The organism is Bacillus sp. CIS52, from assembly GCF_053545315.1.
Genome location: NZ_JBIUFR010000002.1, coordinates 450,336 through 475,416 on the forward strand (window position 1 = coordinate 450,336; position 25,081 = coordinate 475,416).

Here is a 25,081-nt window from a genome sequence, read left to right on the forward strand (position 1 = left end):
TTTTTATACAAAAAAACATCCGGATTTACAAAACCTTAACATTCGATTTATACGCATTTTACACGAACCCTTTACTCTATACGTGTAGGACAAATTACACATTAAACGCAGGGGGAATTCAGGAAATGAAAAAAAACAAATGGATGCTTATGCTTCTGATGGCTGCTGTTATGATCGTCGCTGCAGCATGCGGAAATGCAAAGGAAAGCGGCAAGACGGACGGCCAATCTGCAAGTGAGGATAAAAAAGCATCAGGTTCTTTAACCATTTCTGGTTCATCAGCCATGCAGCCGTTAGTACTGGCAGCGGCGGAAAAGTTTATGGAAAAACATCCGGATGCCGATGTGCAGGTGCAAGCGGGAGGTTCAGGAACAGGTCTTTCACAAGTGTCTGAAGGCGCAGTGCAAATCGGCAACTCAGACGTCTTTGCCGAAGAAAAAGAAGGCATTGATGCGAAAGCCCTGAATGATCACCGTGTAGCGGTAGTTGCGATGGCGGCTGCGGTCAACCCGGGTGCAGGCGTAAAGGATATAACCAAAAAACAGCTGGCAGACGTCTTTACAGGCAAAATTAAAAACTGGAAAGAGCTTGGCGGCAAAGATCAAAAGATTACACTCGTCAACCGTCCTGATTCATCAGGCACACGCGCTACGTTCGTCAAATACGCGCTTGACGGAGCGGAACCTGCAGAGGGCATCACAGAGGATTCCTCCAATACAGTCAAAAAAATCATTGCGGAAACACCGGGAGCAATCGGTTATCTGGCTTTCTCTTATATAAACGATGACAAAGTAACGCCTTTATCAATCGGCGGCATCAAACCCGAAGAGAAAAATGTCGTCACAGGCGAATATCCGATTTGGGCTTACGAGCACTCTTATACGAAAGGTGAAGCATCTGGCCTGACCAAAACATTTCTTGACTATTTGAACAGCGATGAAGTACAGAAAAGTATCGTGAAAGATCAGGGCTACATTCCGATCTCTGATATGAAAGTTACACGTGACGCAAAAGGCAAGCAAAGCTGAGGGGAGGGCGGGCTCCCCGTCCTTCTTCTTTATAGGAGTGTAAACAAATGATAAATCACAGAGAAAAAGAGTCTGTAAGCGAACGCTTAATAAGCTCAAAACAAAACAGGCAATTGGATGAAGTCCGCGGAAGAGTGATTGTGTCTGTATGTGCGGCGATTATCATTGCGGCATCAGCGGCAATCACAATCTTTCTCGGCATAAAGGGGCTGCAATCTTTTTTTGAAAATGGTGTAAGCCCGATTGAATTCTTAACAAGTCTGAATTGGAATCCAACCCAGGCAAAGCCTGAGTTCGGCGCGCTGCCTTTTATTTTCGGATCATTCGCGGTCACGGTTCTATCCGCTCTGATCGCGGCGCCCCTCGGGATTGCGGGTGCCGTGTTTATGACGGAAATTGCGCCGACTTGGGGAAAAAAAGTGCTGCAGCCGGTAATCGAGCTGCTTGTCGGCATTCCGTCCGTCGTTTATGGATTCATAGGTCTTACAGTATTGGTTCCGTTTATCGGATCTTTTAAATCAAGTGGAACAGGTCACAGTCTTCTGGCGGGAACGATCGTTCTTTCGGTGATGATTCTGCCGACCATTACGTCGATTTCCGCTGATGCGCTTGCGTCATTACCGAAACATCTTCGTGACGGTTCATATGCGCTAGGTGCGACGAGATGGCAGACAATCAGGAAAGTGCTTATCCCGGCGGCGTTTCCGACATTGCTGACCGCTGTCGTGCTTGGAATGGCAAGAGCGTTCGGAGAAGCTCTCGCCGTACAGATGGTTATCGGAAATACAAAGCTTCTCCCGGAAAGCCTGCTTGATACGGCGGGGACATTAACGACGATTATCACGTTAAACATGGGCCATACCACATACGGAAGTATCGAAAATAATACGCTGTGGTCGATGGGGCTTGTTCTTCTTATCATGTCGTTTCTGTTTATACTGCTCATACGCTACTTGTCATCTAGGAGGAAAGTATAATGAACCGGAAAATAACGGATAAATTGGCCACCGGTGTATTCGGTTTATGCGCCGCTGTGATTGCGGCGATTTTAGCAGGATTGTTTTTGTATATTCTGATTCACGGCGTCTCGGAAATCACATTGCATTTTCTTACGTCAAAATCAAGCGCTATCGCGTCAGGCGGCGGGATACGGGATCAGCTTTTTAACTCCTTTTACATTCTGTTCATCACCATGCTGATCACGATACCGCTTGGTGTGGGGGGCGGCGTCTTTATGGCTGAATATGCGCCGCAAAATAAAATCACTGATTTTATCAGAACATGTATTGAAGTTCTGTCGTCGCTTCCGTCGATTGTCATCGGGATGTTCGGCATGCTGATGTTTGTGAACCTGACGGGGTGGGGATACACGATTATCGGGGGCGCACTCGCCTTAACGGTCTTTAACCTTCCCGTAATGGTCCGGGTGACAGAAGGCGCGCTCACTGCAGTTCCTAAAGAACTGAAAGAAGCTTCTCTCGCTTTAGGCGTATCGAGATGGCATACCGTCAAAACGGTGCTGATTCCGAGCGCGATTCCTTCGATTTTAACCGGAGCCATTTTGGCATCAGGAAGAGTGTTCGGAGAAGCGGCGGCATTGTTATTTACAGCGGGGCTGACAACGCCGCGGCTGAATTTTACCGATTTAAACCCGTTTTCTGAAGCATCTCCATTAAATATTTTCAGGCCGGCTGAGACGCTGGCGGTTCATATATGGAGCGTCAATACCCAGGGGATCATTCCCGATGCAGAAGCAATAGCAAACGGCGGCTCGGCAGTGCTGGTGATTTCAGTGCTCTTGTTTAATCTTTGTGCAAGATGGCTCGGATCTGCCATTTATAAAAAGCTTACGGCAAATTAATCGGAAAGAGGCGAAAACATGATTGATCACATCGTCAGGGAACAAGCGGAACAGACAGAGCGCTCGCCGGAGTCGTCGATTTTGGAAGTGAATCATTTGTCCATTTACTACGGAGACAAACAAGCGGTTAAGCGTGTGAATATGGATATTGAAAAACATGCGGTGACGGCTCTGATCGGCCCGTCCGGCTGCGGGAAATCAACATTTCTGAGGCAGATCAACAGAATGAACGATGCCATCCCTTCTGCAAGAAGCGAGGGGGAAATCCTTTATGAAGGACTGAATATTTTGGGGGAAGAGATTAATGTCGTGTCTCTCAGACGGGAGATCGGTATGGTGTTTCAAAAACCGAATCCGTTCCCCAAATCCATTTACAATAACATCACACATGCGCTGAAGTATGCGGGTGAACGAAGAAAAGCCGTTTTGGACGAAGCGGTAGAGGAAAGCTTAACGAAAGCTGCGCTTTGGGATGAAGTCAAAGACCGTCTTCATTCATCGGCTCTTTCATTATCAGGCGGCCAGCAGCAGCGCCTTTGCATCGCCCGGACGCTTGCGATGAAACCTGCCGTACTTCTTTTAGATGAACCGGCCTCAGCTCTGGATCCCATCTCAAACGCCAGAATCGAGACGCTTTTGACAGAACTGAAAAAAGATTATTCGATTGTTATCGTTACGCATAACATGCAGCAGGCGCTGAGGGTGTCTGACCGCACGGCTTTCTTTTTAAACGGAGAAGTGGTGGAGTACGGACAGACAGAACAGATTTTTACTAGTCCTAAAGAGAAAAAGACGGATGACTATATTAACGGAAAGTTCGGATAGGGGGAAGGACCGTGAGCGTTGTAAAAGAAGCGGTGCACACACAGAATCTATTTGATATTCAAGGCATGAACGTATGGTATGGAGCTCATCAGGCCTTGAAAAATATTACGATCGGGTTTGAGGAGCGGAAGGTAACTGCCATCATCGGTCCGTCCGGCTGCGGGAAATCCACGTTTATTAAAACATTAAACTTAATGCTGCAAATGGCTCCGAATGTCAAAGTGACAGGCGATATGATTTATAACGGGCGCAATCTGCTGAAGGAAAAGACGGATGCGGCAGAATTAAGAAAGCAGATCGGTATGGTGTTTCAAAAAGGCAATCCGTTTCCGCAGTCCATATTTGAAAATGTCGTGTACGGACCGAGAATACATGGCGAAAAAAATAAAAAGAAACTGCATGAAATCGCCGAAGAATCATTAAAGGCAGCAGCGCTCTGGGATGAAGTGAAGGATCGTCTCCATCAGCAGGCGCTTTCCCTGTCAGGCGGACAGCAGCAGCGGCTGTGCATCGCAAGGGCGCTCGCCACAAAACCGGATGTCCTATTGATGGATGAACCGACGTCTGCTCTTGATCCCGTGTCCACCCGGAAAATAGAAGAGCTGATTCTGGCCTTAAAAGAGAAGTATACCATTGTCATTGTGACGCACAACATGCAGCAGGCTGCGAGAGTTTCTGATCAAACCGCGTTTTTCTATATGGGTGAACTTGTAGAGCGCGGCGATACGGGCAAAATCTTTTCCAAGCCGGATCATCAAAAAACACATGATTATATCACCGGAAAATTCGGATGAAAAAACGGCCCGGCCATTGACCGGGCCCGTTTTAAATTGCCTATTAAAAAAGCCTGCCGGCCGTATCCATGAATGGACGATGCCTGCAAGCTTTTTTAGCGGGTTAATGTTTTGACGATTTTTTTGAAGCTCATATCTGAATCGACTTTGAAATGGCCGGCGCGGATTTCTTTGTGGTAGCCTGCGTCGATGACGTAATCATTAAAGTCCTTCGCTGAAGGAATAATTCCTTCTTTTTCAAGGATGGATGACACATCAGCAGTGCTCATTCCGTCTTTGATCGTAAGTTTGTATGTGACCTTTTTCTTTTTGGCGTCCGTGTTTTGATCGTTGTTTAACGATTTTTCTTTAGCGTCAAGCAGTTTTTGATAGTCATCCCGTTTGACGGAGACTTTTTGCTGAGAGTCGAGGTAGCTGTTTACTTCTTTTTCTGTCAATGCTGTTTTTTCAGTTTTAACGGCAGCTGCCTGGTCATGGTCAGTCAAATAGAAGACAGCGGCGAGGACGGCCGTCGCTAAAATCATGCCTGCTGCAAAAGCCTGAATGCCCCGTTTTGTCATACGAGCACCTTCTCATTATCTTTAATAATGGTATTGACGTCCTCGACAGACACGTGTTCCGCTTTTGCGATGGCTTCGGCAGACATCCCGTTGTTATATTTTGAAATGATTTGTTTGGCGATTTTTTGGTTAATGCCGCTGCTTTTGGTTTTGCGGATGACGAGGTTGGTTTCCAGCAATTCTTCTTCAAGCACCGTCATTTTCTTTTTTAACTTGTAAATTTCCTGCATGGCGGAAAGCTGAAGCGTTTCAAGCTCCTGTTCCACGTCTTTCATCGGATCTCTTTGAGAATATGAGAATGCAATAAGCGCTATACTGACGATAAACAACGCAATAATAGCAATTTCCACGTTTCATCACCTTCTATTATTAATTTGCCCTTCTTTTTTATACCATAAAACGCCGCCATTCTAAAGGAAATAGAGAAAAAAACAGAATTTTGTCGGAAAATCTTTTTTATTCGGGGGGCAAACGGATATTTCTCTATAGATTTCGCATATGAAAGCCCTTTTTTGTCCTGTTTCGTCATTTTTTGTATGCGTCTTGCGCAAGGTCATTCAGAGGATCAGAAACATAAACTGATGTTTTCTGCACTTAAACAACATTTCATGTAAATCAGCTCTAGCATTCCGTGCATTATAGTGGTATTATGTATAAGTCTGAATAAGTAAATGATATTTAGTTTGGAGGGAAAATAATGCGCGTTAATATTACTTTGGCTTGCACTGAATGTGGTGAGCGTAACTATATTTCTAAAAAGAACAAACGCAACAATCCGGACCGCGTTGAATTTAAAAAATATTGCCCACGTGATAAAAAATCTACGTTACACCGTGAAACAAAATAAGCTGTTTTAAACGGCGGAAAAAGCTGGAGCTTTCAATAAAGTTCTGGCTTTTTTGTCTTTCAGGGAGGTTTGAGAAACGTGAAAGCACAAATCAGAACCGATATAAAAGCAAAGCTTTCCGGCATAACAGAAAGTGAATGGGAGGCAAAAAGCCGCAGCATGTACAAAACGCTGTTTTCTTTAAAAGAATGGAAACAAGCCCGCATGATTGCCGTCACCATCTCGAAACGCTTGGAAATTCCGACACGGCCGATTATTGAACAGGCTTGGAAAGAGGGAAAACAAGTCTGTATCCCGAAATGCTTCCCCCAGACGGGAGCGATGGAATTCCGTACATTTTCTGCGGATGATCAGCTGGAAACCGTATATGCCGGTCTCAGTGAACCGATCGAAAGCCTGACTGAAAAAGCGGCTCAAAAAGACATTGATCTTGTTATTGTACCCGGTGTGGCTTTTGACCGGGAAGGCTTCAGAATCGGATATGGCGGCGGATATTATGATCGCTTTCTGACTGGTTATGAAGGACGTACCGTGTCGCTCCTCTTCGACTGCCAGCTGACAGACCGCATCCCCCGCATGCCCCACGATATTCCGGTCGATATGATCGTGACAGAATCTGAAACCATCGCATAAAAAACTTCTTGCATCCGAATAATTCTCGCTGTTTGACAAACGATAGGGGCAGGAGGGATAAAATGAAAAAATTGTTGATCTACTCATTATGCGCCGTCTCTGTTTTTGCCGTTTACCAAAACCGCTACCGTCTGATGAACACCGTGCTCAGCCAGCCGGGGATCAGACGGTCGTTTATTCATCTCTTTTTAAAAATACCGTTTATCAGAAATAAGTTCATTCAGCAGGCCTTTTAAACAAATCCCGTTTTTTCAGCGGGATTTTTTGCATGAAAAAACCTGCCTGTAATGACGGCAGGTTTTTCTCGTAATGTCAGTTTTTTTTCAGGAAACCGAGAAGGATTGAAATGATCGGTGAAATGTACAGGAAAAAGGTAAACGGCAGGTAGTCGATGACAGAAACCCCTAACGCGCTTGCCATGAAAGCGCCGCTTACTCCCCAAGGAATCAGCGGATTGATCAATGTTCCGCCGTCCTCAATCGATCGTGCAAGGTGAAGCCGCTTAATGCTGAGCTTGTCATATAAATGTTTATAAGACTGACCCGGAATTAAGATCGACAAGTATTGCTCGCCTGTCGCAAGGTTTACTCCAATGCTTGAGAAGACGGTCGCCATGACAAGACGTCCTTTCGTATGCACGCCTTTTATCAATCCTTGAAGCAGCGCTGCGATCAGGCCTGTTTTTTCCATCAGGCCGCCGAGCGCAAAGGCGATCATAATCAGAGATACTGATCCCATCATGGATTGGAGTCCGCCTCTGTTGATAATGCTGGCTACAGCCTGGTCGCCGGTTTTAAAAGCCGTGCCGCTTTGCAGGGCGGATATAAATCCTTGAATGCTGCTGGCAGGAATAAAAACGGCAGTCAGAAGCCCTGCAGAAATAATACCGGCGGTAAGCACCGGAATAACAGAAACCCGCCTGACCGCCAAAATGATCACCAAAAGAGGTGAAAGAAGCGACCAAGGCGTAACGTGCACGGCATCTTTAATTCCGGAAATGACTGCCTCAATATTTTGCGTTGAAGCGGCATTTATTGAAACGGATGAACCGAGAATATAAAAAAGAACGATTGTGATCAAAAGTGCCGGAACGGTCGTGCCCATCATATGGCGGATATGCTTAAAAATCGGAATTTCGCCGATACCGGCGGCAAAATTCGTCGTGTCGGACATCGGTGACATTTTATCACCGAAACAGGCCCCGCAAATGACTGCTCCCGCCGTCCATTCGAGCGGAACTCCCGCCGCGCTTGCCACCCCTAACAGCGCGACGCCGATTGTACTGACAGTTGTCAGACTTGAGCCGACAAGTGTGCTGATGATCATGCATGAAAATAATGCGGTCAATAGCAGCTGACTCGGCTGTATTATTGATAAAGCGTAAACAGTGACGGCGGGAATAGCCCCGCTGTACATCCAGGCGCCGATCAGCATACCGATCAAAGCCAGCACGATAATCGGCTGTACACCGTTTTTCAATCCGCTGACAATTCCTTTTTCAAGACTGCCCCACGAGAAACCGAGCCGCAAACCTGCCAGAGACAGAATAATGACACAAAAAAACAGCGGCATATGCGGCTCCGTATGAAAGAAAAACAGGCAGGAAATAATGACTGCTAACATTAAAACAAATAAACCGATGGCTGAAATGAACGTCAGCCTTTTTTCTTGTTTCAAAACAACACCCCATCAAACTTTAATCCTTTTGTGCTTTTGGGCACGAAAGTATTGTAACAGAAAAACGCATAAATGAGTGTTTTTTTACAATTATGAATATAGATTTTACCAAAAAGACACAAGTGAATTTTATCCAATTGTTTTTTACTTGACGCCTGCTTTAGAGATGAAATACGCTTATACTGAGAAGAAAAGAAATGGTGAAGAAGATGAATTCATTTTATGACGTACAGCAGCTGTTTAAGTCATTCGGACATATCGTGTATTTCGGTGACAGACAAGCTGAAATTGACTTTATGAAAGATGAATTAAAGGAAATGTACTTGTCAAACGTGATTGAAAGAGACTTATGGCTGAAGGCCTCCGGAGTTCTACAGCAGGAATCTGAGAGGATCAAAAGAAGAGACAACAGCAGGATCTAATAAGAAAAGGAGATCATTATGGAAGAGACATGGTTTGCGGGGATTGATCTTGGGGGAACAACTATCAAGCTGGCCTTTATCAATATGTACGGTGAAATCCAGCATAAATGGGAGGTTCCGACCGATAAGACAGGAAACACTATAACGGTCACGATTGCAAAAGCGCTTGACCAGAAGCTGGAAGAATTGAACAAGCCGAAACGAATCTTGAAATGGATCGGCATGGGAGCGCCCGGACCCGTGGAAATAGCGACAGGGATGGTTTATGAGACGACTAATATGGGGTGGAAAAACTATCCTTTGAAAGACCATCTGGAGGCGGAAACGGGTATTCCGGCCGTTATTGAAAACGATGCCAATATCGCGGCGCTCGGAGAAATGTGGAAAGGCGCAGGTGACGGAGCCAAAGATGTCATTTTAGTGACGCTCGGAACCGGTGTCGGCGGAGGCATCATCGTCAACGGTGAAATCGTACACGGTAAAAATGGGGCCGGCGGAGAAATCGGTCATATTTGCAGCATTCCGGAAGGGGGAGCTCCGTGCAACTGCGGAAAATCCGGCTGTATCGAAACGATTGCGTCCGCAACCGGCATCGTCCGCATCGCAAAAGAAAAACTTGCGTCGGTTTCCGACTCTTCGCTCTTGCAGGTGAGTGATCTGACGGCACGTGACGTGTTCGATGCGGCAAAACAGCAGGATAAAACTGCGCTTGAAGTCGTTGATTATGTCGCAAAACATTTAGGCCTCGTGCTCGGAAATCTGGCAAGCGCCATGAACCCGACGAAAATCGTGCTCGGCGGAGGCGTGTCTAAAGCAGGCGAAATACTGCGGTCAAAAGTGGAAGAGACCTTCAAAATCACCGCGTTCCCGCGTTCTGCGGAAGCGGCCGATATTTCGATTGCGGCACTGGGAAATGACGCCGGAGTCATCGGCGGAGCGTGGATTGCCAAAAATGAATGGCTTAAATATCAAAACTGCTAGAGAAAGTCTGCCTGCCCATGTAGCGGGCGGCTTTCTTTTTTTATCTCCCCTGTCATATAGTTTTAAAAAAGGGGGATGAACATGGCGAGAATTCGTGTCAAACCTGAAATGAAACGGCGTATGAAAGATGTCGCACAGGTGCTTTCAATTGATGAAAAACTGCTGGAAGAAGCCAATAAAGCGGCGGAAAGTGATGAATTATTTTGTCCCGGCTTCCTCGTGAGCGGTCAGCCAGAATGTCCGATAGAAACGCTTAGCGGGCTTTCGCAATACATCCGGGACTGTGAGAGCGTTCTTTCCGCTGATCAATGGGTGAAGGAAGAAAAGGTGTACGGCTCTCAATCGGTTTATGAAGAAATTGAGAAAATAACGGAGGTCTTTCCGTTTGTCATGTGCCGTAAAATCGGCAGTTCCGTTTTGGGAAAACCGCTCTATGAGCTGAGAATAGGCGCAGATACGGCCGAGAGAAACGTGCATGTAAACGCCTCTTTTCATGCCAATGAATGGATTACCACGTCAGTTGCGATTAAATGGTGCAAAGAATATTGCGCGGCATTATGCGAAAATAAAACGGTTTTCGGACATTCCGCTATTGATATATTCAGCCGGACATCCTTATCATTCGTTCCGCTCGTAAATCCTGACGGTGTGGATCTCGTACTTTACGGATGTGAAGATTTATCAGAAAAAAATGAATTTCTCAATGAATTAAATGAGCACCGTCCGGATTTCCGCGAATGGAAGGCGAATATAAACGGCGTTGATTTAAATAAACATTTCCCATCGAATTGGGAGATTGAACAGAGGCGCAAACCGAAGGCTCCCTCGTACCGTGATTTTCCGGGCACGGCGCCGCTCACTGAACCGGAGGCGCAGGCGATGCACCGGCTGATAACGGAGCAGCCGCCTGACAGGCTGATCGCGCTTCATACACAGGGAGAAGAGATTTATTGGGGGTACGAAGGATGTGAACCGGAGCAATCATGTGAGGTCATCCGGGAGTTCGAAGCGATAAGCGGAAACCGCTATCAAGGTGTAAAAACCATTGACAGCCATGCCGGTTTCAGGGATTGGTTTATACAGCAATACGGAAAAGAGGGCTATACCGTTGAGCTCGGGAAGGGGAAAAATCCTTTGCCTTTTCATCAGTTTTCGGATATTTATCAAGCGACGGAAGGAATATTGTGGAGGGCGCTTGTTTTTTGAGACATCTGTGAAATTTCTCATTTGTTTATATTAACAAATATGGGACAATAGAAAAGAATGGGGGGAAGGCTGGTGAGATACTTGTGTTGTGTTCTGCTGTCCGCGTTCGTTCTGTGTTTAGCGGCCTGTGAACCATCTCATCAGCAGCCTGACACAGACGTCTCAGCAAAAGCAGCAGAACAAAAAATCGTTCCGCTCAGTAAAAATGAAGCGGAGAAAACGGAAGGATGGCTGGATAACAGGACCATTCTGTATACAGCACATAATCAGCTGATGAAATATGACCTTTTCAGCGGAAAATCCGAACCGCTCTGCGAAACAAAGGGCCATATTGTCAATGTAAAGATCAGCCTGAAAAAAAAGCTGATTCTCGTTCAAGTGACAAACAGCGGACAGACTGAGCTTGTGCTCATGAACAAGCAGGGGAAAAGACTTTATCACAAAGCCTTTAACTCTTATGAGCTGGAGACGGCTTGGAATCCATATGACCCGTACCAAATGATGATTACCGTTTTTTCTGAAACATGGGACTTCACAGCCTATACAGCCGATATGAAACGCGGCATTTTAAAAATGAGTCCCGTTCAGGCCCCTTTTGTCCATTGGACGTCCTCCGATGAATTTCAATATATTAAGCAAGGAAAAACGGAGGAAGAGGGCCCTTTATATTCTTATGATCTGCAGACGGCAAAAGAAAAAAGAGTGCTTCAACATGTCATCTGGGCAGATTCCCGCCCGGGTATGACGCTTGCCGTCAGACAAACGGATAAACCGGACGGCGACGGCGAGTTCCTTTTCCAAAAGCCGGCATCCGTGACACACCGCTTTCCTCTTCAAAAAAAGTATGAGAGCTTTGCGCCGATGGAATATGATTACGATCAGATCCACAAGCGGTTTTACACGTTTAAGCCGGAGGGCCGGTTATACAGGCTGATCAGCTTTGACTTGGGGGACAAACGGGAGCGGACGGTGCTTAACAATACGGAAATGGAACCGATTCAGATCTCTCCGAACGGGGAATACGCTTTATACGGCTTTACGTATGATCGTCTGATTTCACTGAAAACAGGACTGACAGAACCAATCATAACAAATGAAAAAGGAGTTTGAATCAAATGGCAATCGCAGATGTGACAATTATTCCGATCGGAACAAAAACACCGAGCGTCAGTGAGTATGTAGCGGATGTGCAAAAGATTTTGGAAGGCTACAAAGCAGCCGGCAAAATCAAATTTCAGCTCACACCGATGAACACTTTGATTGAAGGGGAGCTGAGCGACTTGTTCGCGGTCATTCAGGAGATCCACGAAGCCCCGTTCCAAAAAGGGCTGCACAGAGTGGCGACCAATATCCGCATTGATGACAGGCGTGATAAAGAAACGACGCTGGAGAGCAAAATCAAAAGTGTCAGCAAACATTTGCAGCAATAAAAAATAAGCCTGTATCCTAATGGATACAGGCTTTTAATGTGCAGTCGGATATCCGCTTGTAACAACGGTCATTACGGTAAACCAGCCGAACACGCCCAGTGTGGCGGCGGCTAACAAAAATCCCAGTATATTTCTCTGTCTGACAGCCCGCAGGACTCCTAACACAGCTAATAATGCGACAAGGCCGAAGATTACAACAAGTAACATCATGCTCCCCCTTTGTCATTGGAACCTGAAAATCTTTCCATTTTATTTTAACCGTTTTCATTTTGTTTGTCGATAGTGTTTTCCCAGCCGCATTCATTGAATCTTCGGCAGAAAACCTTCATAATAAGGGCATATACATAAAGAGGTGATGAAAGTGAAATGGAGACGAATGCCGGCCGGTCCGATTCAGGCAAACGCCTATTTTCTCGTCAGCGAGGATCAATCTTGTCTAATTTTCGATCCGGGCGGGGAAGCGGACAAACTCAACAATTACATAAAAGAAAACAATTTGAAGCCGCTTGCGATCTTGCTGACGCACGCCCATTTTGACCATATCGGCGCGCTTGACGAGGTAAGAGACAGATGGGATGTTCCCGTATATCTTCACAAAAATGAAGAAAAGTGGCTGGAGGACTCTTCCTTAAACGGATCAGGCATATTGCGCGGCATCGCTGTCACGGCACGGCCCGCCGATCGGCTGATTGAAGGCGACGGCATATTGGACATCGGCCCTTTCCATTTGGAGACGCTGTTTACGCCGGGACATTCACCTGGAAGCGTTTCTTATTATGTGAAGGACGCTGATTTGGTGATTTCAGGCGATGTGCTCTTTCAGGGAGGCATCGGCCGGACGGATTTACATGGAGGAAATCAAGACGTATTGCTTGATTCCATCCATCAAAAACTGCTCACGCTTCCCGGACATACACTTGTGTTAAGCGGTCATGGCGCGGAAACGGACATCCAGACAGAGCAGGAGCGAAATCCGTTTATTAATGGATTTTCATTGTAAACGAAAAAAGACAGACCGTAATCGGTCTGTCTTTTTCAGTCAGTGGGTTCCGCCGCCCGGTGTCATAATAAAAATAGAGTAATATGTAAATCCGGCGAAAAATACGGTTAAGTACGCTCCGAAAATATAAATATACATCCGCTCAGTCAGATTCAAATAAGAAAGAAATACGAAAAAGATCGTCTGTCCAAAAAACAAAAGAGATGCGTCTTTCATGCCGCCTAAAAAAAACATGACTGCAAAAATCCCCGTCCAAAATCCTAACACCCGGAACATGCGATTCATTCCTTATCCCCTCCCGAGAGTCTATCTGAAGTTTATTATAATAGATCGGCAGTTAAAATGTAAACATTTTCATGATTATATTTATTGTGGAATTTATGTCTTTCCCTGTGTTTTATATCTTATGCCGTTCGCTAAAAAAGATCCGAAAAACCTTTTTGAAATATGTTTAGTGAAAAAAAGTTCAGGGTACTTATGTTAACAAAGAGACGGATAATCCGAGGGAGGAATTTTTAAAAATGAAAGATCTTATTTTTTATTCATACCCGAGCTGCACATCATGCCGAAAAACGAAACATTGGTTAAAAGCCCACAATATTGACTTTCAAGAGCGCCACCTATTCAGGGAGACACCGTCAATTGATGAATTGAAGCAAATCTTATCCTTAACAACCGAAGGAATTGATGAAATATTAGCGACGAGGAGCCAAACATTTAAAAACCTCAACCTGAACATTGAAGAAATGACTGTAAATGAAGTGCTGAAGCTTTTGACTGAAAAGCCGAAGCTGCTGCGGCGTCCGATCCTGATCGATCGCAAAAAGCTTGTTGTCGGATATAATCCAGGAGAATTGATGAAGCTGACGAAGAAAAAAACGGTACATCAATCTGTATCATAAGAAAAAAACGAAGATCCGCTGATCAAACATTATCAGCTAATCTTCGTTTTTTGCGGTTCCAGGACTGGGCTAGCTGGATTCGAACCAACGATCACGGAGTCAAAGTCCATTGCCTTACCGCTTGGCTATAGCCCATCGAATGCTAATTACAGTATGTGCATCCGGCGCCGGTTTATACATACAAGTCAGATTTGAATGGAGGAAACCCGTGAAACATTTAAATGAAGTATTATCTCAAGTATTAATTGAAGAATCAGGCGAAATCATACGTCAATGGCTGCTCATCCCCGAACCGGGGCGGCCTTCAGATGATCAGAAAGCGGAAACGCAGCACCGCCTGTTAATTGAAATCGTTGCCGGCATTTTATCAGGGAAAGACGGCGGAGAAGAGGAGCTGACAAAGTGGGCGCTGCAGTTCGCAAGAGACAGGGCCGTGCATGAAGTCCCGGTCTATGAAAGCGTCGCAAGCTTTAAAGAATTCCGGAGATTGGTCTGGAACCGCATACAGGCATGCAGTGAAATGATGTCTGAGAAGCCTGATACAAATGCGGTATTTACATGGGGAGAAAAGCTGAACCAAGCAATTGACCATATGATTGAAGTATTTACAGAGGAATATCATAAAGTGACGATAACGCAATTAAACGCCCAAAAAGAAATGATTAACGAACTAAGTGCGCCGATTATGCCGATTGCCGACGGTATTGGAATTTTGCCGCTTGTCGGCGAAATTGACACTTACCGGGCAAAAATGATTTTGGAATCGGTGCTTGACCAATGTTCTTCGCTCCGGCTTTCTTATTTATTTCTAGATATATCAGGTGTGCCGATTGTGGATACGATGGTCGCTTATCAAATTTTTAAAGTGATTGACAGCACAAAACTTCTTGGCATAGAAACGACAATCTCAGGCATCCGGCCGGAAATCGCGCAAACCGTCGTGAAGCTCGGCATCGACTTTTCTCAGGTGAAAACGGAGCAGAGTCTGGCGAAGGCGCTGGCAAAAAACGGTTTTGTCGTAAAAGAATCATTAAGATGATATAAAGCTGAATGGCCGAGAGGGATTCCCCCCTCAGCTATTCAGCTTTGTCAGCTTCAATCGTAATGATATGATGGCTGTCGATTTCTTTTACTGTAAATGTGTACCCTTCAAAATCAATGGTGCTTCCGGGTTTTGCATCAATATGCTGAGTAAGGAACCAGCCCCCGAGTGTATCGACTTGATCGGCCGTAATCTCAGTTCCGAGTACGTCATTGACGTCACTGATCAGCAATTTGGCGTTCAGAAGATAACGGCTGTCTCCAAGCTTTTGAACGGAAGGTGTCTCATCCGTATCAAATTCGTCCCGGATCTCGCCGACGATCTCTTCAATGATGTCTTCCACGGTTACTAATCCCGCGGTTCCGCCGTACTCATCAATGAGAATGGCCATATGGGCGTGTTCCCGCTGCATTTTAACGAACAATTGATAAATCGGGATCGTCTCAATCACGTGGATGGCCGGCTGAATGTAAGGGCTGAGCTCGTGTTTTGTAAACGATGCCCCTTCAGACAGGAATCTGAATAAAACTTCTTTTATATTGATGATGCCGACAACATGATCTTTATCTCCCTTTACGACAGGATACCGGGTATATTTATTTGTTTTGATAATGTCGCGGAGCATATGTCCTGAACCGCTGTCTAACGGCAGGCTCACCATTTCATTCCGGGGCACCATGATTTCTTTCGCAGTGCGCTTATCAAATGTGAAAATGTTATTTACGTAATGCAGCTCGCTTTTTTTAATCATGCCGCTTCGGTAGCTTTCAGCAAGCAGCACCCGCAATTCTTCTTCCGTATAAGCCATTTCATGTTCTGAAGCCGGCTTCAAGCCGAACAGGGCTGTAATCAGGCGGGCGGAATGGTTAAGCAGCCAGATGAACGGAAACATTAACTTATAAAACAAAATGATCGGTCTGGCAAACAAAAGCGTAATCCGCTCGGCTTTTTGAATGGCAAAACTTTTCGGGGCGAGTTCACCGATGACAACATTCACATATGTAACAAGCAAAAATGCGATAATCAGCGACAGTACATGGGAAACCGCTTCATGAAGCCCGGTTTTTAAAAATAACGGGTGAAGCATTGCTTTGACTGTCGGTTCACCAAGCCAGCCGAGTCCCAAGGCGGTTACGGTGATGCCCAATTGGCACGCCGATAAATATTCATCAAGGTGTGTAATGACATGCTTGGCTGCTTTTGCCCCTTTCACACCTTCCTGAATGAGCTGATTGATGCGGGAGCGCCTTGCTTTAACGATTGAAAACTCGATGGCGACAAAACACGCCGTTAATAAAATAAATAGTACGATGGCAGTCAGTTTGATGATATACAATGTAACGCCTTCCGTGAAGGAAGGCTTGCACCTCCCTTTTTTCGGAATAATACCACTCTGGAAAGCTGCTCAAACATCAAACCTGGTTTAGCCTGCTTCATTTACGGTAATTAAAAACAAGAAAGCGAAACTGGAGGCTGACAAGAGATGAAGATACATTCGGGGACGGACTGGTTTTGGTACCAGCTCGGTCCGCATGAAAAAGCGGAAGCAAAAAAAATGATCCACCACAATCACTGGCCGCAATGCGAAAAGTGGTTTGAACATGAAAATCATATAAACTTTCTGCGCGCAGATACAAATGATCAAAATAATGAAGCGGTTTTCGGTTCTTTAATCTATCATCAAGGATTAGATGATGAAAAAAACCATACCGTATTTCACTTTTATATTACGAGAGACTTCTTTTTTACGATTAATTTTGATTTTTCGCTGCTGCGCGGTGTAAAAGAAAAGCATGCCACACAGCAGATTCAAACCTGTGAAAATCCGATTGAAGGCTTTTTTGTTCTGCTGGGAGAGCTGATGAATTCCTATCTGATCGGACTGGATGAATTTGAAGTCAAGCAACGGACGCTCAAATGGCAGATTCATGATGACAACAGCAAAGGAATCTTGGAAAACGTGCATAAGCTGCGCCATGAGCTGTTCATTTGGAAAGGCCTGATACTGGGGGCTAAAAAAGTGGAAATGGCTTTAAAAGAAGCGTTTCTTCCGAAAAATGACAGGCAGAAAGATTACCTCAGGGCTCATCAAAAGATGGAGAGAGGGATTACATATATCAATGAGTTCGATCAGGAGCTGAGCAATCTGCTGCATGCCGAGGAGGTCATTACCTCTCAAAGAGGAAATGAAATTGTAAAAGCATTGACGATCTTTACAACTCTCTTTACACCGATGACGGCGCTTGGCGCTCTCTGGGGGATGAACTTTGATAATATGCCGGAGCTTCATTGGAAATATTCATATATTTGTTCCATCGTGCTTATTATCGTATCAACCCTGCTGATTTACATTTATCTGCGGCAGAAGGGCTGGACAGGGGATATTCTGCGGGAGAATCAAAAGAAATATTTGCGGAAAGAGAAGAAACGCTAAGAAGAGCAGGCACATGCCTGCTTTTTTGGCGGCCGAAAATGACTGAATGGTTCCGGATTTCATTCAGTAAATCAATATCATGCAGCTGATTTTTGATTTTTTTACGTTTTACACTGTGTAAAAAGCATTATTTCTCTTTTGCCGGCTCTTGTGTATTTGATTTACAATACGTGTCGGAAGGAGGGAAGTCTTATGGAGAATATTGAAACATACAGCAGGAACATTATAAACGAGGCCTATACGGCAAGAGCTTCAGATATACACATTGTGCCGCGTGAAAGGGATGCTTTCATTCATTTTCGCATTGGTCATGCTCTTGTGAAAAAAAGAGTCTTAAAAAAAGAGGAATGCGTAAGGCTTATTTCTCATTTTAAGTTTTTATCGGCGATGGATATAGGAGAAAGACGAAAGCCGCAAAACGGATCACTGTCTCTGCCGCTTCCATCCGAAACCGTTCATTTAAGGATGTCAACCTTACCGACAATGAATGATGAAAGTCTTGTCATCAGGCTTTTGCCTAAGCGGCAGATTCCCCCTCTGGATAAACTGTCCTTATTTCCGGGGGCAGGCGCCGCACTCTTGTCCTTTCTGAAGCATTCCCACGGCTTGATTCTTTTTACCGGTCCGACCGGATCTGGAAAAACGACCACTCTCTACTCGCTTGTCAATTATGCAAAACGGCATTTCAACCGGCGGATTGTCACGCTTGAAGATCCCGTAGAAACGAGAGATGAAGATGTTTTACAAGTTCAGGTGAATGAAAAAGCCGGAGTCACATACTCCGCCGGTTTAAAAGCGATTTTAAGACATGACCCCGATATGATCATCTTAGGGGAAATCAGGGATGCCGAGACGGCTGAAATCGCAGTCCGCGCGGCTATGACGGGGCATCTTGTTCTTTCAAGCCTGCATACAAGAGATGCTAAAGGCGCTATATACAGACTGCTGGAGTTTGGGGTGAACATGACGGAAATTGAACAAACCGTTATTGCCATTGCCGCTCAGCGTCTGGTTGATTTAACGTGTCCGTTTTGCAAAGCGGAAAACTGCTCCGTGTACTGCCGGCTGTACAGGGAGACGCGCCGTGCGGGAATCTATGAACTGCTTTATGGGAAAAATCTCACCCAATGCTTTCAGGAAGCAAAAGGAGAGCACGCCAATTTTCAATATCAGACGCTCCGCAGGCTGATCCGAAAAGGAATCGCGCTCGGCTATGTCACGACTGATAACTACGATCGGTGGGTGTATCATGAAGCGGATTAAAAGAACCTGGCCGTTGAAAGATCAAGCGGCTTTTTTGAAAAGGCTCGGTGAAATGATCGAAAAAGGGTACAGTCTGATCGAAGGGCTCAGACTGCTGAAACTCCAGCTTCATAAACGCCAGCTTGCAGAGCTGACGGACGGAATCCGCCGGCTGAGGGAAGGCGATGCGTTTTACGAAGTGCTTGAGGCATTGTCTTTTCATAAAGAAGCCGTCTCTATCTGCTATTTCGCGGAAAAACACGGAGAATTGCCCGGGGCGATGAAACAAAGCGGCGAATTGTTACAGAGAAAGCTCATGCAGACGAATCAAGTCAAAAAAATGCTCCGGTATCCGATGTTTTTAATCTGCTCCGTCTTTGTCATGTTTTATATTCTGCAAAGTATGATCATCCCGCAATTTTCAGGGATTTATCAATCAATGAATATGAATACTTCCGGTTGCGTCAGTTTCATTTTTTCGTTTTTTCAGCATTTTCACGAAGCTTGCGCACTGGTGCTGTCAGCCGCCCTCAGCTTGTTTTTGTTCGTTTGGTTTTTATGTAAGAAAAAATCCCCGCAAGACAAAATGCTTATTGTTGTGAAAATCCCCTTAATAGGAAAAGCAGCCGTTCTTTTTAACAGCTACTTTTTCTCTTTACAGCTCAGCAGCCTTCTGAAATCCGGTCTTTCTATCTATGACAGCTTAACGGCTTTTAAGGAACAATCTTTTCTGCCTTTTTATCGTGAAGAAGCGGATATGCTCATTACACGTTTGAAAGCAGGTGAGACAATAGAATCCGCTCTTTCCGGGCATCCGTGTTATGAAAAAGATCTAGCGGCCGCAGTCAGCCACGGACAGGCAAACGGCAGGCTTCATCGCGAGCTTTATACGTACAGTCAGTTTATGATGGAGCGCCTTGAACAAAACGCGGAGAAGTATACAGGCATTCTCCAGCCTGTCATTTACGGCGTTGTGGCCGGTATGATTCTGATTGTCTATATGTCAATGATGATGCCGATGTACCAGATGATGAACCAAATGTAAGGGAGTGCTTCGTCTGAAAAATCAAGATGGATTTACTTTAATTGAAATGCTGATCGTGTTATTTATCGTTTCAATTCTGCTTTTAATAACGATTCCTAACGTTACAAAACATAATCAAAGCATACAGCATAAAGGCTGTGAAGGACTGCAGAATATGGTGAAAGCCCAAGTGACGGCGTACGAAATCGACCATGAAGGAAAAATGCCGGATATGAAAGACTTACAGTCAGAGGGATATATCAAAAAGAATACAGCCTGTCCGAATGGAAAACAGATCTTAATTAGCGGCGGGGAAGTTACAGTTGAACAATAACAGGCTGACAGAAAGCGGATTCACCCTTCTTGAAAGCCTGATTGTGTTAAGCCTGGCGTCCGTTCTGCTGACGGTCTTGTTCACGGCGCTTCCGCCGGTTTATACCCATCTGGCCGTTCGGCAAAAAACGGAACAGCTCCAAAAAGATATTCAGCTTGTACAGGAAACGGCTGTCGCAGAGCATAAAAGAACAAAAATCATTTTTCTCCCAAAAGAGCATAAATACAAATTCCAGTCAGCCGGAAAGGCTGTCGAGCGTTCATTTGATTCGCTTCATATTACACTTATGACCTTGCCGGAGAGCCTTGAATTTAATGAAAAAGGCCATCCGAATTCCGGCGGAAAGATTCAATTGAAGCACGCAGGGGTCACTTATGAAATAACAGTTTACCTAGGGAGCGGAAATGTCCATGCAGAACGGAAATAAAGGGTTCTCTACTATTGAAACACTATCAGCAATGGCCATTTGGCTGTTTCTTATGATTTCTATCGTTCCGGTCTGGACGGACATGCTGACGGATAATCTGAAAACAGAGGAACGCCAAAAAGCGCGCCAGCTTCTCCAGGAACGCATCAGCGCTTATATGATGTCCGGAAAAAAGCAGCCGTCTCCCGGTGTGACGTGGAAGGAGGAAGGTGATTATTACAAAGTCTGTGCGGCTGTCCGCGGCGAAAAAGAAATGTGTCTCAGCATTCTCAAAACAGACTGGCTTTACGCTTCTTAATGTTTTGTTTTCCTTGGCAGTCTGTCTCTTCTTATCAAGCACCCTGAGCCCGGTTTTACATTTGTTTTTATCAGGCCAAAACGATAACGGCGGAATAGACAGCCGGGAATATCATATTGCCGTTCAGCAGATCATGAATGAATGTAAACAGGCTGAGACTGTAAAGCCGGCGGACGGCGGACGGGCATTAAGCTGCCGGAAAACAGGAGGCGAAGAAGTGCGTTTTGAAATCTACCATACGATGATAAGGAAAAGAGTGAACGGAAAAGGCCACGTGCCGATCCTGCATCATGCGGCATCTTTAACGGCTGGTGTGAAAAACGGCCTGCTTTTATTAGAGATCTCAAGCGATACAGGTAAAAAGAATCAGGCAGCTATTCCGGTTTACAGCTCTTTAAAAGGTGATTAAATGTACAAATCTGACGGGTTTATATATCCAGCGGTTCTGTTTGTTTCTGCCGCGGTTTTACTTGTCATCAGCTATACTTCAACTGATTTCATCACCCGAAAAACCTTTGCAAAAGAGGCCGGGGAGTACTGGATCGGTGAGAACCTGCTTCAAAACGGCGCGCTGCTGTCAAGCCGTCATGTGATACAGGGACAAAAGGACCGAACCGATACACATCGTTTTCCGTACGGAACCGTTTCCTTTCAGATCACCGAAAGCGATAACCCGGAAGCGGTTCAGGTTACAATTCAGGCGGAAACAGCGTCAGGGACGAGACGGGAGGTTCACCTTTTGTTCAATCAGAAGAAGAAACAGCTGATTCAATGGACAGAAGTATAAAAAAGAGGCGGCGGGACAACACTTCATAGTAAAGACAGCAATATGAGGTGAGAGCCGTGAAAACAAACGATTATGTAAAATATATGACTGAGCAATTCGTTAAATATTTCGATACGCCGAAACAGGAACGGAAAGAGCGAAAAGAAGTGCGGAAAGAAAAGAAAGTGCCGGCTTCCCAGCACTGGTTCGGAATATTGCCGTATGGTTTTAAGCTGTGGATGCAGCGGAAAAAATAAAGTGTAACACACGAAGGTCCTCCTGATACAGGAGGGCCTTTATTGGTATTCCTCAATGACGGCAATTTTATTTACTTTTTGGCTGTAGGGATTAAAAGAAATCGTAACAAACACACCAAATTCTTTAGCGCCTTCCCGCAATGTCAGGTGGTATTGTTTTACCGCTTCATCTGTTCTTTTACGGTCCCACACCTTTTGAATAAATAACGTTTGAGCGAGCGGATATCTTTTTTTAGCTTCTTTTTCCGCGATTTTTTCCCATTTTGATTTATGGTGAAAAGCATAATAAGGCGCCGCTTCCGCCTGATCCATTCCTGAAACCCCGAAAACAAGAAGAGAAAGGCAAATCAGACTTTGTTTGATCATCATTCTTCGTCCTTTCGCTGTATATGATTTCCAATTTGTTCTGAACACTTCATTATTTTCTCACATTTTATTAGAAAAAATTCCAAAAAGGTGTGTAATTTGGAGCAAAACGATGTTTTTAAAAGATTATATTCTTAAAAACGAACAATTTGACCGTTTTTGACATTTTTCAAGACGATAAACCTTGATTATACTTTGTTTGTGCAGTTCTTTAAAAAGAACGATTGTTATATTTATTAACAGTTTTACAGGGGGTAAGGCATGTTCCGATTGTTGCGAATGGAGAAAAGGGATAAGGGGAGATGGAGGATAATGCTGTTTTTGCGGCTTTCATTCATTTTCTGCCTGTCCGTGACGATATGTGCTCAGTTTACGGGTGACACGAGTTCCTCCTTTAATGATGTGAAAAGCTTCAGTCTTCCGGTTCAAACGTGCGGAGATTTTCGATATACAGATGACAATTGCCGTTATGACGAACGCTGGGATCAAAGTGATTTACATATAACAAATCAAACTGATACGTCGGGCGCCGTGTGTGCGCCGCTTCAACTCTATGCCGAGCTGGAGAATAAGGGAAAAGAGCGGACTGTTTCTGACTGGAGGTGGGAACTCCATAAAATCGCCTCTCAGCAACAGCCTCTGCAAAACGGAAATGTTGTGGATAAAGGGCTTATTACTGATAAAAAAAGCAAAACGATTTATAAAATTGAGTCAAAGCGGGCCCTGCAGCCAGGCATATACGCATTCAAGGTTTACAAGCCTGAAGGGTATCCTGCGAATGATGAAAAGTATGAGTGGTCAAAACCGATGAAGCTTGTCAAATGCCAGGAAAAGGCGACGGCTTCCGATCAGAAGAAAACAGAAAAACAACCGGCTGAGCCGGTAAAAGAAAGCGGGGAAGAACATGAAAAGAACGCTGAAACTGATCAGTAATATTTTGTATGCCGTCATTTTCAGTTTGATTATTGTGCTGACTTTAACGGTGATCTCGACCCGGGCTTCCGGCGGTGAGCCGGCCATCTTCGGCTATACGCTGAAATCCGTGCTGTCGGGTTCAATGGACCCGGAATTTAAGACGGGTTCGCTCATAGCGGTAAAGAAAATTTCTGACGTGAATGATTTAAAAAAAGGCGATGTCATCACTTTTACACAAAATGACGGATCAGCCGTAACACACAGAATTATCGGGATCACAAAAAAGGGCGGGCACCTGATGTTTGAGACAAAAGGAGACCATAATGCCGCTCCGGATGCCGCTCCTGTTCAAGCTGAAAACGTGGTGGCTCAGTATACGGGATATCAGCTTCCGTATGCGGGATATGTCATACATTTGGCAAGCCAGCCGATCGGAACGGCGATTCTGCTAATCGTTCCCGGCGTCATGCTTTTGATTTACTCAATCACAGTTATTGTCAGCGCTCTCCGCGATATCGAGCGGAAGACGAAAGCGTTGGAAGAACATGCGAAAAACGGGACGATGTCCACATGAATACGGTTGCAACCTGGCGACAGGATTTGATAACAAAAAAGAAAAAATAGGGGGAATACAAACATGGGTATGAAAAAGAAATTAAGCTTGGGCGTTGCCTCAGCCGCACTCGGTTTAGCATTAGTGGGAGGAGGCACATGGGCCGCATTTAATGATGTGAAGTCGACGGACGCTACATTTGCGTCAGGAACACTTGATTTATCGGCTAAAGAACAATCAGCCAATGTCAATTTATCAAACTTAAAACCAGGTGATAAATTGACGAAAGATTTTGAATTCAGAAATAATGGTTCGCTTGCCATTAAAGAAGTGCTGATGGCATTGAATTTTACTGACTTCAAAGGAGCGAAAAAAGGAAACGAATCTGCGGAAGATTTCCTCAGCCAGTTTGAAATTACGGTTCTGACAGTCGGCAAAGAAGGCGGCAACGGCTATCCTAAAAATATCATTTTGAAGGCAGCCAGCCTGAAAGACTTATACTTAATGTCAACAAAACAGGATAAAGCAGCTGCCGAAGCGATCAGCAAACACATTGATCCGAAATTCTTGAGTGCAAGCGGAAAAGTCAATGTGGCAACCATTAACGGCAAGACGGCGCCTGAGTATGACGGAGTTCCGAAAACGCCTGTTGATTATGATCAGGTGCGGATGGAAATCCAATTTAAAAATGATACCGCAAAAGGTGCGGACGGACTGAGTGTCCAAAACAAATTCCAAGGCAATGCGATTTCTCTTCAATTCTCTTTTGAAGCGACGCAATGGAACGGCTTGACCATTACAAAAGATCATACGGATAAAGACGGTTACGTGAAGGAAAACGAAAAGGCTCACAGTGAGGATAAAAACTAATCCGAACGTCGGGCAGATAAAAGAGGAGTTGTGCACATATGGCGGCACTACTCCTCTTTTTGCGATTTTCTCCATTTTTGATAATCTAAAAATTCACGAAATTGTTTTTTTGATACCCCGGATGTCATCGCATCACGAACTAATTTCTCCCATTCACTATCTAATTGACCATCGTATTCGGTTTCATGTTTTTCATCAAGTAAAGTATGAACCGAGACGTCCAGAACAGCGGAGACTTTTTCTAGAAATTGAATGGAGGGGTTCGTCTGTAAATTTCGTTCTATTGAGCTTAAATAAGACTTCGCTACCCCAGCTTTTTCAGCTAGTTCTGATAGTGAGTAGCCTTTTTCTTTTCGGTATTGTTTAATACGCTGGCCAATCAATGTC

The 25,081-nt window shown here is 44.9% G+C and carries 36 protein-coding genes and 1 tRNA gene; 28 read left to right on the top strand and 9 right to left on the bottom strand.

All coding sequences use genetic code 11. The annotated features are described in order from the left end of the window. Positions 1-125 precede the first annotated feature (125 nt). From ACH32G_RS12190 to pstB (ACH32G_RS12210), 5 genes are read left to right on the top strand one after another with little or no spacing between them, the layout of a single operon-like run. Positions 126-1,028: a phosphate ABC transporter substrate-binding protein gene (locus ACH32G_RS12190; RefSeq protein WP_016938944.1), complete on the top strand. Its 903-nt coding sequence runs from the start codon at positions 126-128 to the stop codon at positions 1,026-1,028. A gap of 47 nt (positions 1,029-1,075) precedes the next feature. Then, positions 1,076-2,005 (top strand): phosphate ABC transporter permease subunit PstC, encoded by a 930-nt coding sequence (gene pstC / locus ACH32G_RS12195; RefSeq protein WP_064777750.1) that lies wholly within the window; start codon positions 1,076-1,078, stop codon positions 2,003-2,005. Further along, entirely contained in the window at positions 2,005-2,889 is an 885-nt protein-coding gene (pstA, locus tag ACH32G_RS12200) for a phosphate ABC transporter permease PstA (RefSeq protein ID WP_016938946.1), read from the top strand. Before pstC ends, pstA begins: the two co-directional genes overlap by 1 nt. 18 nt (positions 2,890-2,907) lie before the next feature. Beyond that, positions 2,908-3,714 carry a phosphate ABC transporter ATP-binding protein PstB gene (pstB, locus tag ACH32G_RS12205; RefSeq protein WP_016938947.1) on the top strand — a complete coding sequence of 269 codons (807 nt, stop codon included), beginning with the start codon at positions 2,908-2,910 and terminating at the stop codon, positions 3,712-3,714. Positions 3,715-3,725: 11 nt separating this feature from the next. Further along, positions 3,726-4,508 carry a phosphate ABC transporter ATP-binding protein PstB gene (gene pstB / locus ACH32G_RS12210; protein WP_188154565.1) on the top strand — a complete coding sequence of 261 codons (783 nt, stop codon included), beginning with the start codon at positions 3,726-3,728 and terminating at the stop codon, positions 4,506-4,508. Positions 4,509-4,603: 95 nt separating this feature from the next. On the opposite strand, the gene ACH32G_RS12215 is transcribed toward pstB (ACH32G_RS12210), so the two are convergent. Together ACH32G_RS12215 and ACH32G_RS12220 are read right to left on the bottom strand one after the other, a co-directional pair. Beyond that, positions 4,604-5,068, bottom strand: coding sequence for an endolytic transglycosylase MltG (locus ACH32G_RS12215; protein ID WP_016938949.1), 465 nt, complete (start codon positions 5,066-5,068; stop codon positions 4,604-4,606). Next, a complete protein-coding gene (locus ACH32G_RS12220; protein WP_016938950.1) occupies positions 5,065-5,418 on the bottom strand; it encodes a hypothetical protein in 354 nt (117 codons plus the stop codon). Before ACH32G_RS12220 ends, ACH32G_RS12215 begins: the two co-directional genes overlap by 4 nt. Before the next feature lie 347 nt (positions 5,419-5,765). Here ACH32G_RS12220 and rpmG point away from each other — a divergent pair, with 347 nt between their 5' ends. From rpmG to ACH32G_RS12235, 3 genes are all read left to right on the top strand, one after another. Continuing rightward, positions 5,766-5,915, top strand: a complete 150-nt coding sequence (gene rpmG, locus ACH32G_RS12225) for a 50S ribosomal protein L33 (protein ID WP_003153056.1) — start codon at positions 5,766-5,768, stop codon at positions 5,913-5,915. A 78-nt stretch (positions 5,916-5,993) separates the two neighbouring features. Beyond that, positions 5,994-6,548 carry a 5-formyltetrahydrofolate cyclo-ligase gene (locus ACH32G_RS12230; RefSeq protein ID WP_016938951.1) on the top strand — a complete coding sequence of 185 codons (555 nt, stop codon included), beginning with the start codon at positions 5,994-5,996 and terminating at the stop codon, positions 6,546-6,548. Positions 6,549-6,610: 62 nt separating this feature from the next. Next, complete coding sequence (locus tag ACH32G_RS12235; protein ID WP_016938952.1) at positions 6,611-6,784, top strand: hypothetical protein; 174 nt, start codon at positions 6,611-6,613, stop codon at positions 6,782-6,784. 76 nt (positions 6,785-6,860) lie between these two features. On the opposite strand, the gene nhaC is transcribed toward ACH32G_RS12235, so the two are convergent. Then, the gene (gene nhaC / locus ACH32G_RS12240) at positions 6,861-8,225 is read right to left on the bottom strand and encodes a Na+/H+ antiporter NhaC (protein ID WP_448814400.1); all 1,365 of its coding nucleotides are present in this window, start codon (positions 8,223-8,225) and stop codon (positions 6,861-6,863) included. Positions 8,226-8,422: 197 nt separating this feature from the next. Here nhaC and ACH32G_RS12245 point away from each other — a divergent pair, with 197 nt between their 5' ends. The 5 genes from ACH32G_RS12245 to ACH32G_RS12265 all read left to right on the top strand — a co-directional run bounded on the left by ACH32G_RS12245 (position 8,423) and on the right by ACH32G_RS12265 (position 12,264). Then, positions 8,423-8,647 (top strand): YqgQ family protein, encoded by a 225-nt coding sequence (locus ACH32G_RS12245; protein ID WP_016938954.1) that lies wholly within the window; start codon positions 8,423-8,425, stop codon positions 8,645-8,647. A gap of 18 nt (positions 8,648-8,665) precedes the next feature. Next, positions 8,666-9,628, top strand: a complete 963-nt coding sequence (gene glcK, locus ACH32G_RS12250; protein ID WP_045926727.1) for a glucose kinase GlcK — start codon at positions 8,666-8,668, stop codon at positions 9,626-9,628. Between the two features lie 81 nt (positions 9,629-9,709). Next, a complete protein-coding gene (locus ACH32G_RS12255) occupies positions 9,710-10,834 on the top strand; it encodes a M14 family metallopeptidase (protein ID WP_448814401.1) in 1,125 nt (374 codons plus the stop codon). A gap of 72 nt (positions 10,835-10,906) precedes the next feature. Further along, positions 10,907-11,944, top strand: coding sequence for a YqgU-like beta propeller domain-containing protein (locus tag ACH32G_RS12260; protein WP_448814402.1), 1,038 nt, complete (start codon positions 10,907-10,909; stop codon positions 11,942-11,944). Positions 11,945-11,949: 5 nt separating this feature from the next. Then, complete coding sequence (locus ACH32G_RS12265; protein WP_045926724.1) at positions 11,950-12,264, top strand: MTH1187 family thiamine-binding protein; 315 nt, start codon at positions 11,950-11,952, stop codon at positions 12,262-12,264. A gap of 33 nt (positions 12,265-12,297) precedes the next feature. Here ACH32G_RS12265 and ACH32G_RS12270 read toward each other — a convergent pair whose 3' ends face one another. Next, the gene (locus tag ACH32G_RS12270) at positions 12,298-12,471 is read right to left on the bottom strand and encodes a DUF2759 domain-containing protein (RefSeq protein ID WP_003153076.1); all 174 of its coding nucleotides are present in this window, start codon (positions 12,469-12,471) and stop codon (positions 12,298-12,300) included. A 154-nt stretch (positions 12,472-12,625) separates the two neighbouring features. On the opposite strand from ACH32G_RS12270, the gene ACH32G_RS12275 reads away from it, so the two are divergent. Then, positions 12,626-13,264 (top strand): MBL fold metallo-hydrolase, encoded by a 639-nt coding sequence (locus ACH32G_RS12275; RefSeq protein ID WP_016938959.1) that lies wholly within the window; start codon positions 12,626-12,628, stop codon positions 13,262-13,264. 39 nt (positions 13,265-13,303) lie between these two features. On the opposite strand, the gene ACH32G_RS12280 is transcribed toward ACH32G_RS12275, so the two are convergent. Then, entirely contained in the window at positions 13,304-13,549 is a 246-nt protein-coding gene (locus tag ACH32G_RS12280; protein WP_003153078.1) for a DUF2626 domain-containing protein, read from the bottom strand. Between the two features lie 236 nt (positions 13,550-13,785). Between ACH32G_RS12280 and ACH32G_RS12285 the strand changes: the two genes are divergently transcribed. Beyond that, positions 13,786-14,166, top strand: a complete 381-nt coding sequence (locus ACH32G_RS12285; protein ID WP_045926723.1) for a Spx/MgsR family RNA polymerase-binding regulatory protein — start codon at positions 13,786-13,788, stop codon at positions 14,164-14,166. Between the two features lie 64 nt (positions 14,167-14,230). Here the strand turns inward: ACH32G_RS12285 and ACH32G_RS12290 are convergent. Continuing rightward, positions 14,231-14,301, bottom strand: a tRNA-Gln gene (locus ACH32G_RS12290). Positions 14,302-14,374: 73 nt separating this feature from the next. On the opposite strand from ACH32G_RS12290, the gene ACH32G_RS12295 reads away from it, so the two are divergent. Continuing rightward, entirely contained in the window at positions 14,375-15,205 is an 831-nt protein-coding gene (locus tag ACH32G_RS12295) for an STAS domain-containing protein (protein ID WP_099744660.1), read from the top strand. 37 nt (positions 15,206-15,242) lie between these two features. Here ACH32G_RS12295 and ACH32G_RS12300 read toward each other — a convergent pair whose 3' ends face one another. Further along, positions 15,243-16,544 (bottom strand): hemolysin family protein, encoded by a 1,302-nt coding sequence (locus ACH32G_RS12300; RefSeq protein WP_099744659.1) that lies wholly within the window; start codon positions 16,542-16,544, stop codon positions 15,243-15,245. Between the two features lie 147 nt (positions 16,545-16,691). Here ACH32G_RS12300 and ACH32G_RS12305 point away from each other — a divergent pair, with 147 nt between their 5' ends. The 9 genes from ACH32G_RS12305 (at position 16,692) to ACH32G_RS12345 (ending at position 21,990) form a co-directional block, all read left to right on the top strand. Beyond that, a complete protein-coding gene (locus ACH32G_RS12305) occupies positions 16,692-17,642 on the top strand; it encodes a magnesium transporter CorA family protein (RefSeq protein WP_049627017.1) in 951 nt (316 codons plus the stop codon). A 192-nt stretch (positions 17,643-17,834) separates the two neighbouring features. Beyond that, a complete protein-coding gene (gene comGA / locus ACH32G_RS12310) occupies positions 17,835-18,905 on the top strand; it encodes a competence type IV pilus ATPase ComGA (RefSeq protein WP_095241609.1) in 1,071 nt (356 codons plus the stop codon). Next, positions 18,892-19,929 carry a competence type IV pilus assembly protein ComGB gene (gene comGB / locus ACH32G_RS12315; protein ID WP_064777758.1) on the top strand — a complete coding sequence of 346 codons (1,038 nt, stop codon included), beginning with the start codon at positions 18,892-18,894 and terminating at the stop codon, positions 19,927-19,929. Before comGA ends, comGB begins: the two co-directional genes overlap by 14 nt. 4 nt (positions 19,930-19,933) lie before the next feature. Further along, positions 19,934-20,242: a competence type IV pilus major pilin ComGC gene (gene comGC, locus ACH32G_RS12320; RefSeq protein ID WP_016938966.1), complete on the top strand. Its 309-nt coding sequence runs from the start codon at positions 19,934-19,936 to the stop codon at positions 20,240-20,242. Further along, on the top strand, positions 20,232-20,669 hold the full coding sequence (comGD, locus tag ACH32G_RS12325; protein WP_045926719.1) for a competence type IV pilus minor pilin ComGD: 438 nt from the start codon (positions 20,232-20,234) through the stop codon (positions 20,667-20,669). Before comGC ends, comGD begins: the two co-directional genes overlap by 11 nt. Next, positions 20,653-20,967 carry a competence type IV pilus minor pilin ComGE gene (gene comGE / locus ACH32G_RS12330; protein WP_045926718.1) on the top strand — a complete coding sequence of 105 codons (315 nt, stop codon included), beginning with the start codon at positions 20,653-20,655 and terminating at the stop codon, positions 20,965-20,967. Before comGD ends, comGE begins: the two co-directional genes overlap by 17 nt. Further along, a complete protein-coding gene (comGF, locus tag ACH32G_RS12335) occupies positions 20,879-21,376 on the top strand; it encodes a competence type IV pilus minor pilin ComGF (protein WP_448814403.1) in 498 nt (165 codons plus the stop codon). The genes comGE and comGF overlap by 89 nt, the downstream gene beginning before the upstream one ends. Continuing rightward, a complete protein-coding gene (comGG, locus tag ACH32G_RS12340; protein ID WP_016938970.1) occupies positions 21,377-21,754 on the top strand; it encodes a competence type IV pilus minor pilin ComGG in 378 nt (125 codons plus the stop codon). Positions 21,755-21,810: 56 nt separating this feature from the next. Then, a complete protein-coding gene (locus ACH32G_RS12345) occupies positions 21,811-21,990 on the top strand; it encodes a YqzE family protein (RefSeq protein ID WP_016938971.1) in 180 nt (59 codons plus the stop codon). A 39-nt stretch (positions 21,991-22,029) separates the two neighbouring features. On the opposite strand, the gene ACH32G_RS12350 is transcribed toward ACH32G_RS12345, so the two are convergent. After that, positions 22,030-22,359, bottom strand: coding sequence for a DUF3889 domain-containing protein (locus ACH32G_RS12350; RefSeq protein WP_198697877.1), 330 nt, complete (start codon positions 22,357-22,359; stop codon positions 22,030-22,032). Positions 22,360-22,617: 258 nt separating this feature from the next. Here ACH32G_RS12350 and tapA point away from each other — a divergent pair, with 258 nt between their 5' ends. From tapA to tasA, 3 genes are all read left to right on the top strand, one after another. Beyond that, on the top strand, positions 22,618-23,289 hold the full coding sequence (tapA, locus tag ACH32G_RS12355; protein WP_198697876.1) for an amyloid fiber anchoring/assembly protein TapA: 672 nt from the start codon (positions 22,618-22,620) through the stop codon (positions 23,287-23,289). Then, positions 23,261-23,845 carry a signal peptidase I SipW gene (gene sipW, locus ACH32G_RS12360; protein WP_049627012.1) on the top strand — a complete coding sequence of 195 codons (585 nt, stop codon included), beginning with the start codon at positions 23,261-23,263 and terminating at the stop codon, positions 23,843-23,845. Before tapA ends, sipW begins: the two co-directional genes overlap by 29 nt. 63 nt (positions 23,846-23,908) lie before the next feature. Then, the gene (gene tasA, locus ACH32G_RS12365; RefSeq protein WP_047475632.1) at positions 23,909-24,694 is read left to right on the top strand and encodes a biofilm matrix protein TasA; all 786 of its coding nucleotides are present in this window, start codon (positions 23,909-23,911) and stop codon (positions 24,692-24,694) included. 47 nt (positions 24,695-24,741) lie between these two features. Here the strand turns inward: tasA and sinR are convergent, their stop codons facing one another. Further along, the gene (gene sinR / locus ACH32G_RS12370) at positions 24,742-25,077 is read right to left on the bottom strand and encodes a transcriptional regulator SinR (RefSeq protein WP_003226345.1); all 336 of its coding nucleotides are present in this window, start codon (positions 25,075-25,077) and stop codon (positions 24,742-24,744) included. Positions 25,078-25,081 lie beyond the last annotated feature (4 nt).

What these genes read in the sequence shown, in the direction of transcription:
- ACH32G_RS12190 (WP_016938944.1), top strand. Translation starts at nt 126, where the DNA reads ATGAAAAAAAACAAATGGATGCTTATGCTTCTGATGGCTGCTGTTATG.
- pstC (WP_064777750.1), top strand. Translation starts at nt 1,076, where the DNA reads ATGATAAATCACAGAGAAAAAGAGTCTGTAAGCGAACGCTTAATAAGC.
- pstA (WP_016938946.1), top strand. Translation starts at nt 2,005, where the DNA reads ATGAACCGGAAAATAACGGATAAATTGGCCACCGGTGTATTCGGTTTA.
- pstB (WP_016938947.1), top strand. Translation starts at nt 2,908, where the DNA reads ATGATTGATCACATCGTCAGGGAACAAGCGGAACAGACAGAGCGCTCG.
- ACH32G_RS12215 (WP_016938949.1), bottom strand. Translation starts at nt 5,068, where the DNA reads ATGACAAAACGGGGCATTCAGGCTTTTGCAGCAGGCATGATTTTAGCG.
- rpmG (WP_003153056.1), top strand. Translation starts at nt 5,766, where the DNA reads ATGCGCGTTAATATTACTTTGGCTTGCACTGAATGTGGTGAGCGTAAC.
- ACH32G_RS12235 (WP_016938952.1), top strand. Translation starts at nt 6,611, where the DNA reads ATGAAAAAATTGTTGATCTACTCATTATGCGCCGTCTCTGTTTTTGCC.
- ACH32G_RS12245 (WP_016938954.1), top strand. Translation starts at nt 8,423, where the DNA reads ATGGTGAAGAAGATGAATTCATTTTATGACGTACAGCAGCTGTTTAAG.
- glcK (WP_045926727.1), top strand. Translation starts at nt 8,666, where the DNA reads ATGGAAGAGACATGGTTTGCGGGGATTGATCTTGGGGGAACAACTATC.
- ACH32G_RS12255 (WP_448814401.1), top strand. Translation starts at nt 9,710, where the DNA reads ATGGCGAGAATTCGTGTCAAACCTGAAATGAAACGGCGTATGAAAGAT.
- ACH32G_RS12265 (WP_045926724.1), top strand. Translation starts at nt 11,950, where the DNA reads ATGGCAATCGCAGATGTGACAATTATTCCGATCGGAACAAAAACACCG.
- ACH32G_RS12270 (WP_003153076.1), bottom strand. Translation starts at nt 12,471, where the DNA reads ATGTTACTTGTTGTAATCTTCGGCCTTGTCGCATTATTAGCTGTGTTA.
- ACH32G_RS12280 (WP_003153078.1), bottom strand. Translation starts at nt 13,549, where the DNA reads ATGAATCGCATGTTCCGGGTGTTAGGATTTTGGACGGGGATTTTTGCA.
- ACH32G_RS12285 (WP_045926723.1), top strand. Translation starts at nt 13,786, where the DNA reads ATGAAAGATCTTATTTTTTATTCATACCCGAGCTGCACATCATGCCGA.
- ACH32G_RS12305 (WP_049627017.1), top strand. Translation starts at nt 16,692, where the DNA reads ATGAAGATACATTCGGGGACGGACTGGTTTTGGTACCAGCTCGGTCCG.
- comGA (WP_095241609.1), top strand. Translation starts at nt 17,835, where the DNA reads ATGGAGAATATTGAAACATACAGCAGGAACATTATAAACGAGGCCTAT.
- comGB (WP_064777758.1), top strand. Translation starts at nt 18,892, where the DNA reads ATGAAGCGGATTAAAAGAACCTGGCCGTTGAAAGATCAAGCGGCTTTT.
- comGE (WP_045926718.1), top strand. Translation starts at nt 20,653, where the DNA reads ATGCAGAACGGAAATAAAGGGTTCTCTACTATTGAAACACTATCAGCA.
- comGG (WP_016938970.1), top strand. Translation starts at nt 21,377, where the DNA reads ATGTACAAATCTGACGGGTTTATATATCCAGCGGTTCTGTTTGTTTCT.
- ACH32G_RS12350 (WP_198697877.1), bottom strand. Translation starts at nt 22,359, where the DNA reads ATGATGATCAAACAAAGTCTGATTTGCCTTTCTCTTCTTGTTTTCGGG.
- tapA (WP_198697876.1), top strand. Translation starts at nt 22,618, where the DNA reads ATGTTCCGATTGTTGCGAATGGAGAAAAGGGATAAGGGGAGATGGAGG.
- sipW (WP_049627012.1), top strand. Translation starts at nt 23,261, where the DNA reads ATGAAAAGAACGCTGAAACTGATCAGTAATATTTTGTATGCCGTCATT.
- tasA (WP_047475632.1), top strand. Translation starts at nt 23,909, where the DNA reads ATGGGTATGAAAAAGAAATTAAGCTTGGGCGTTGCCTCAGCCGCACTC.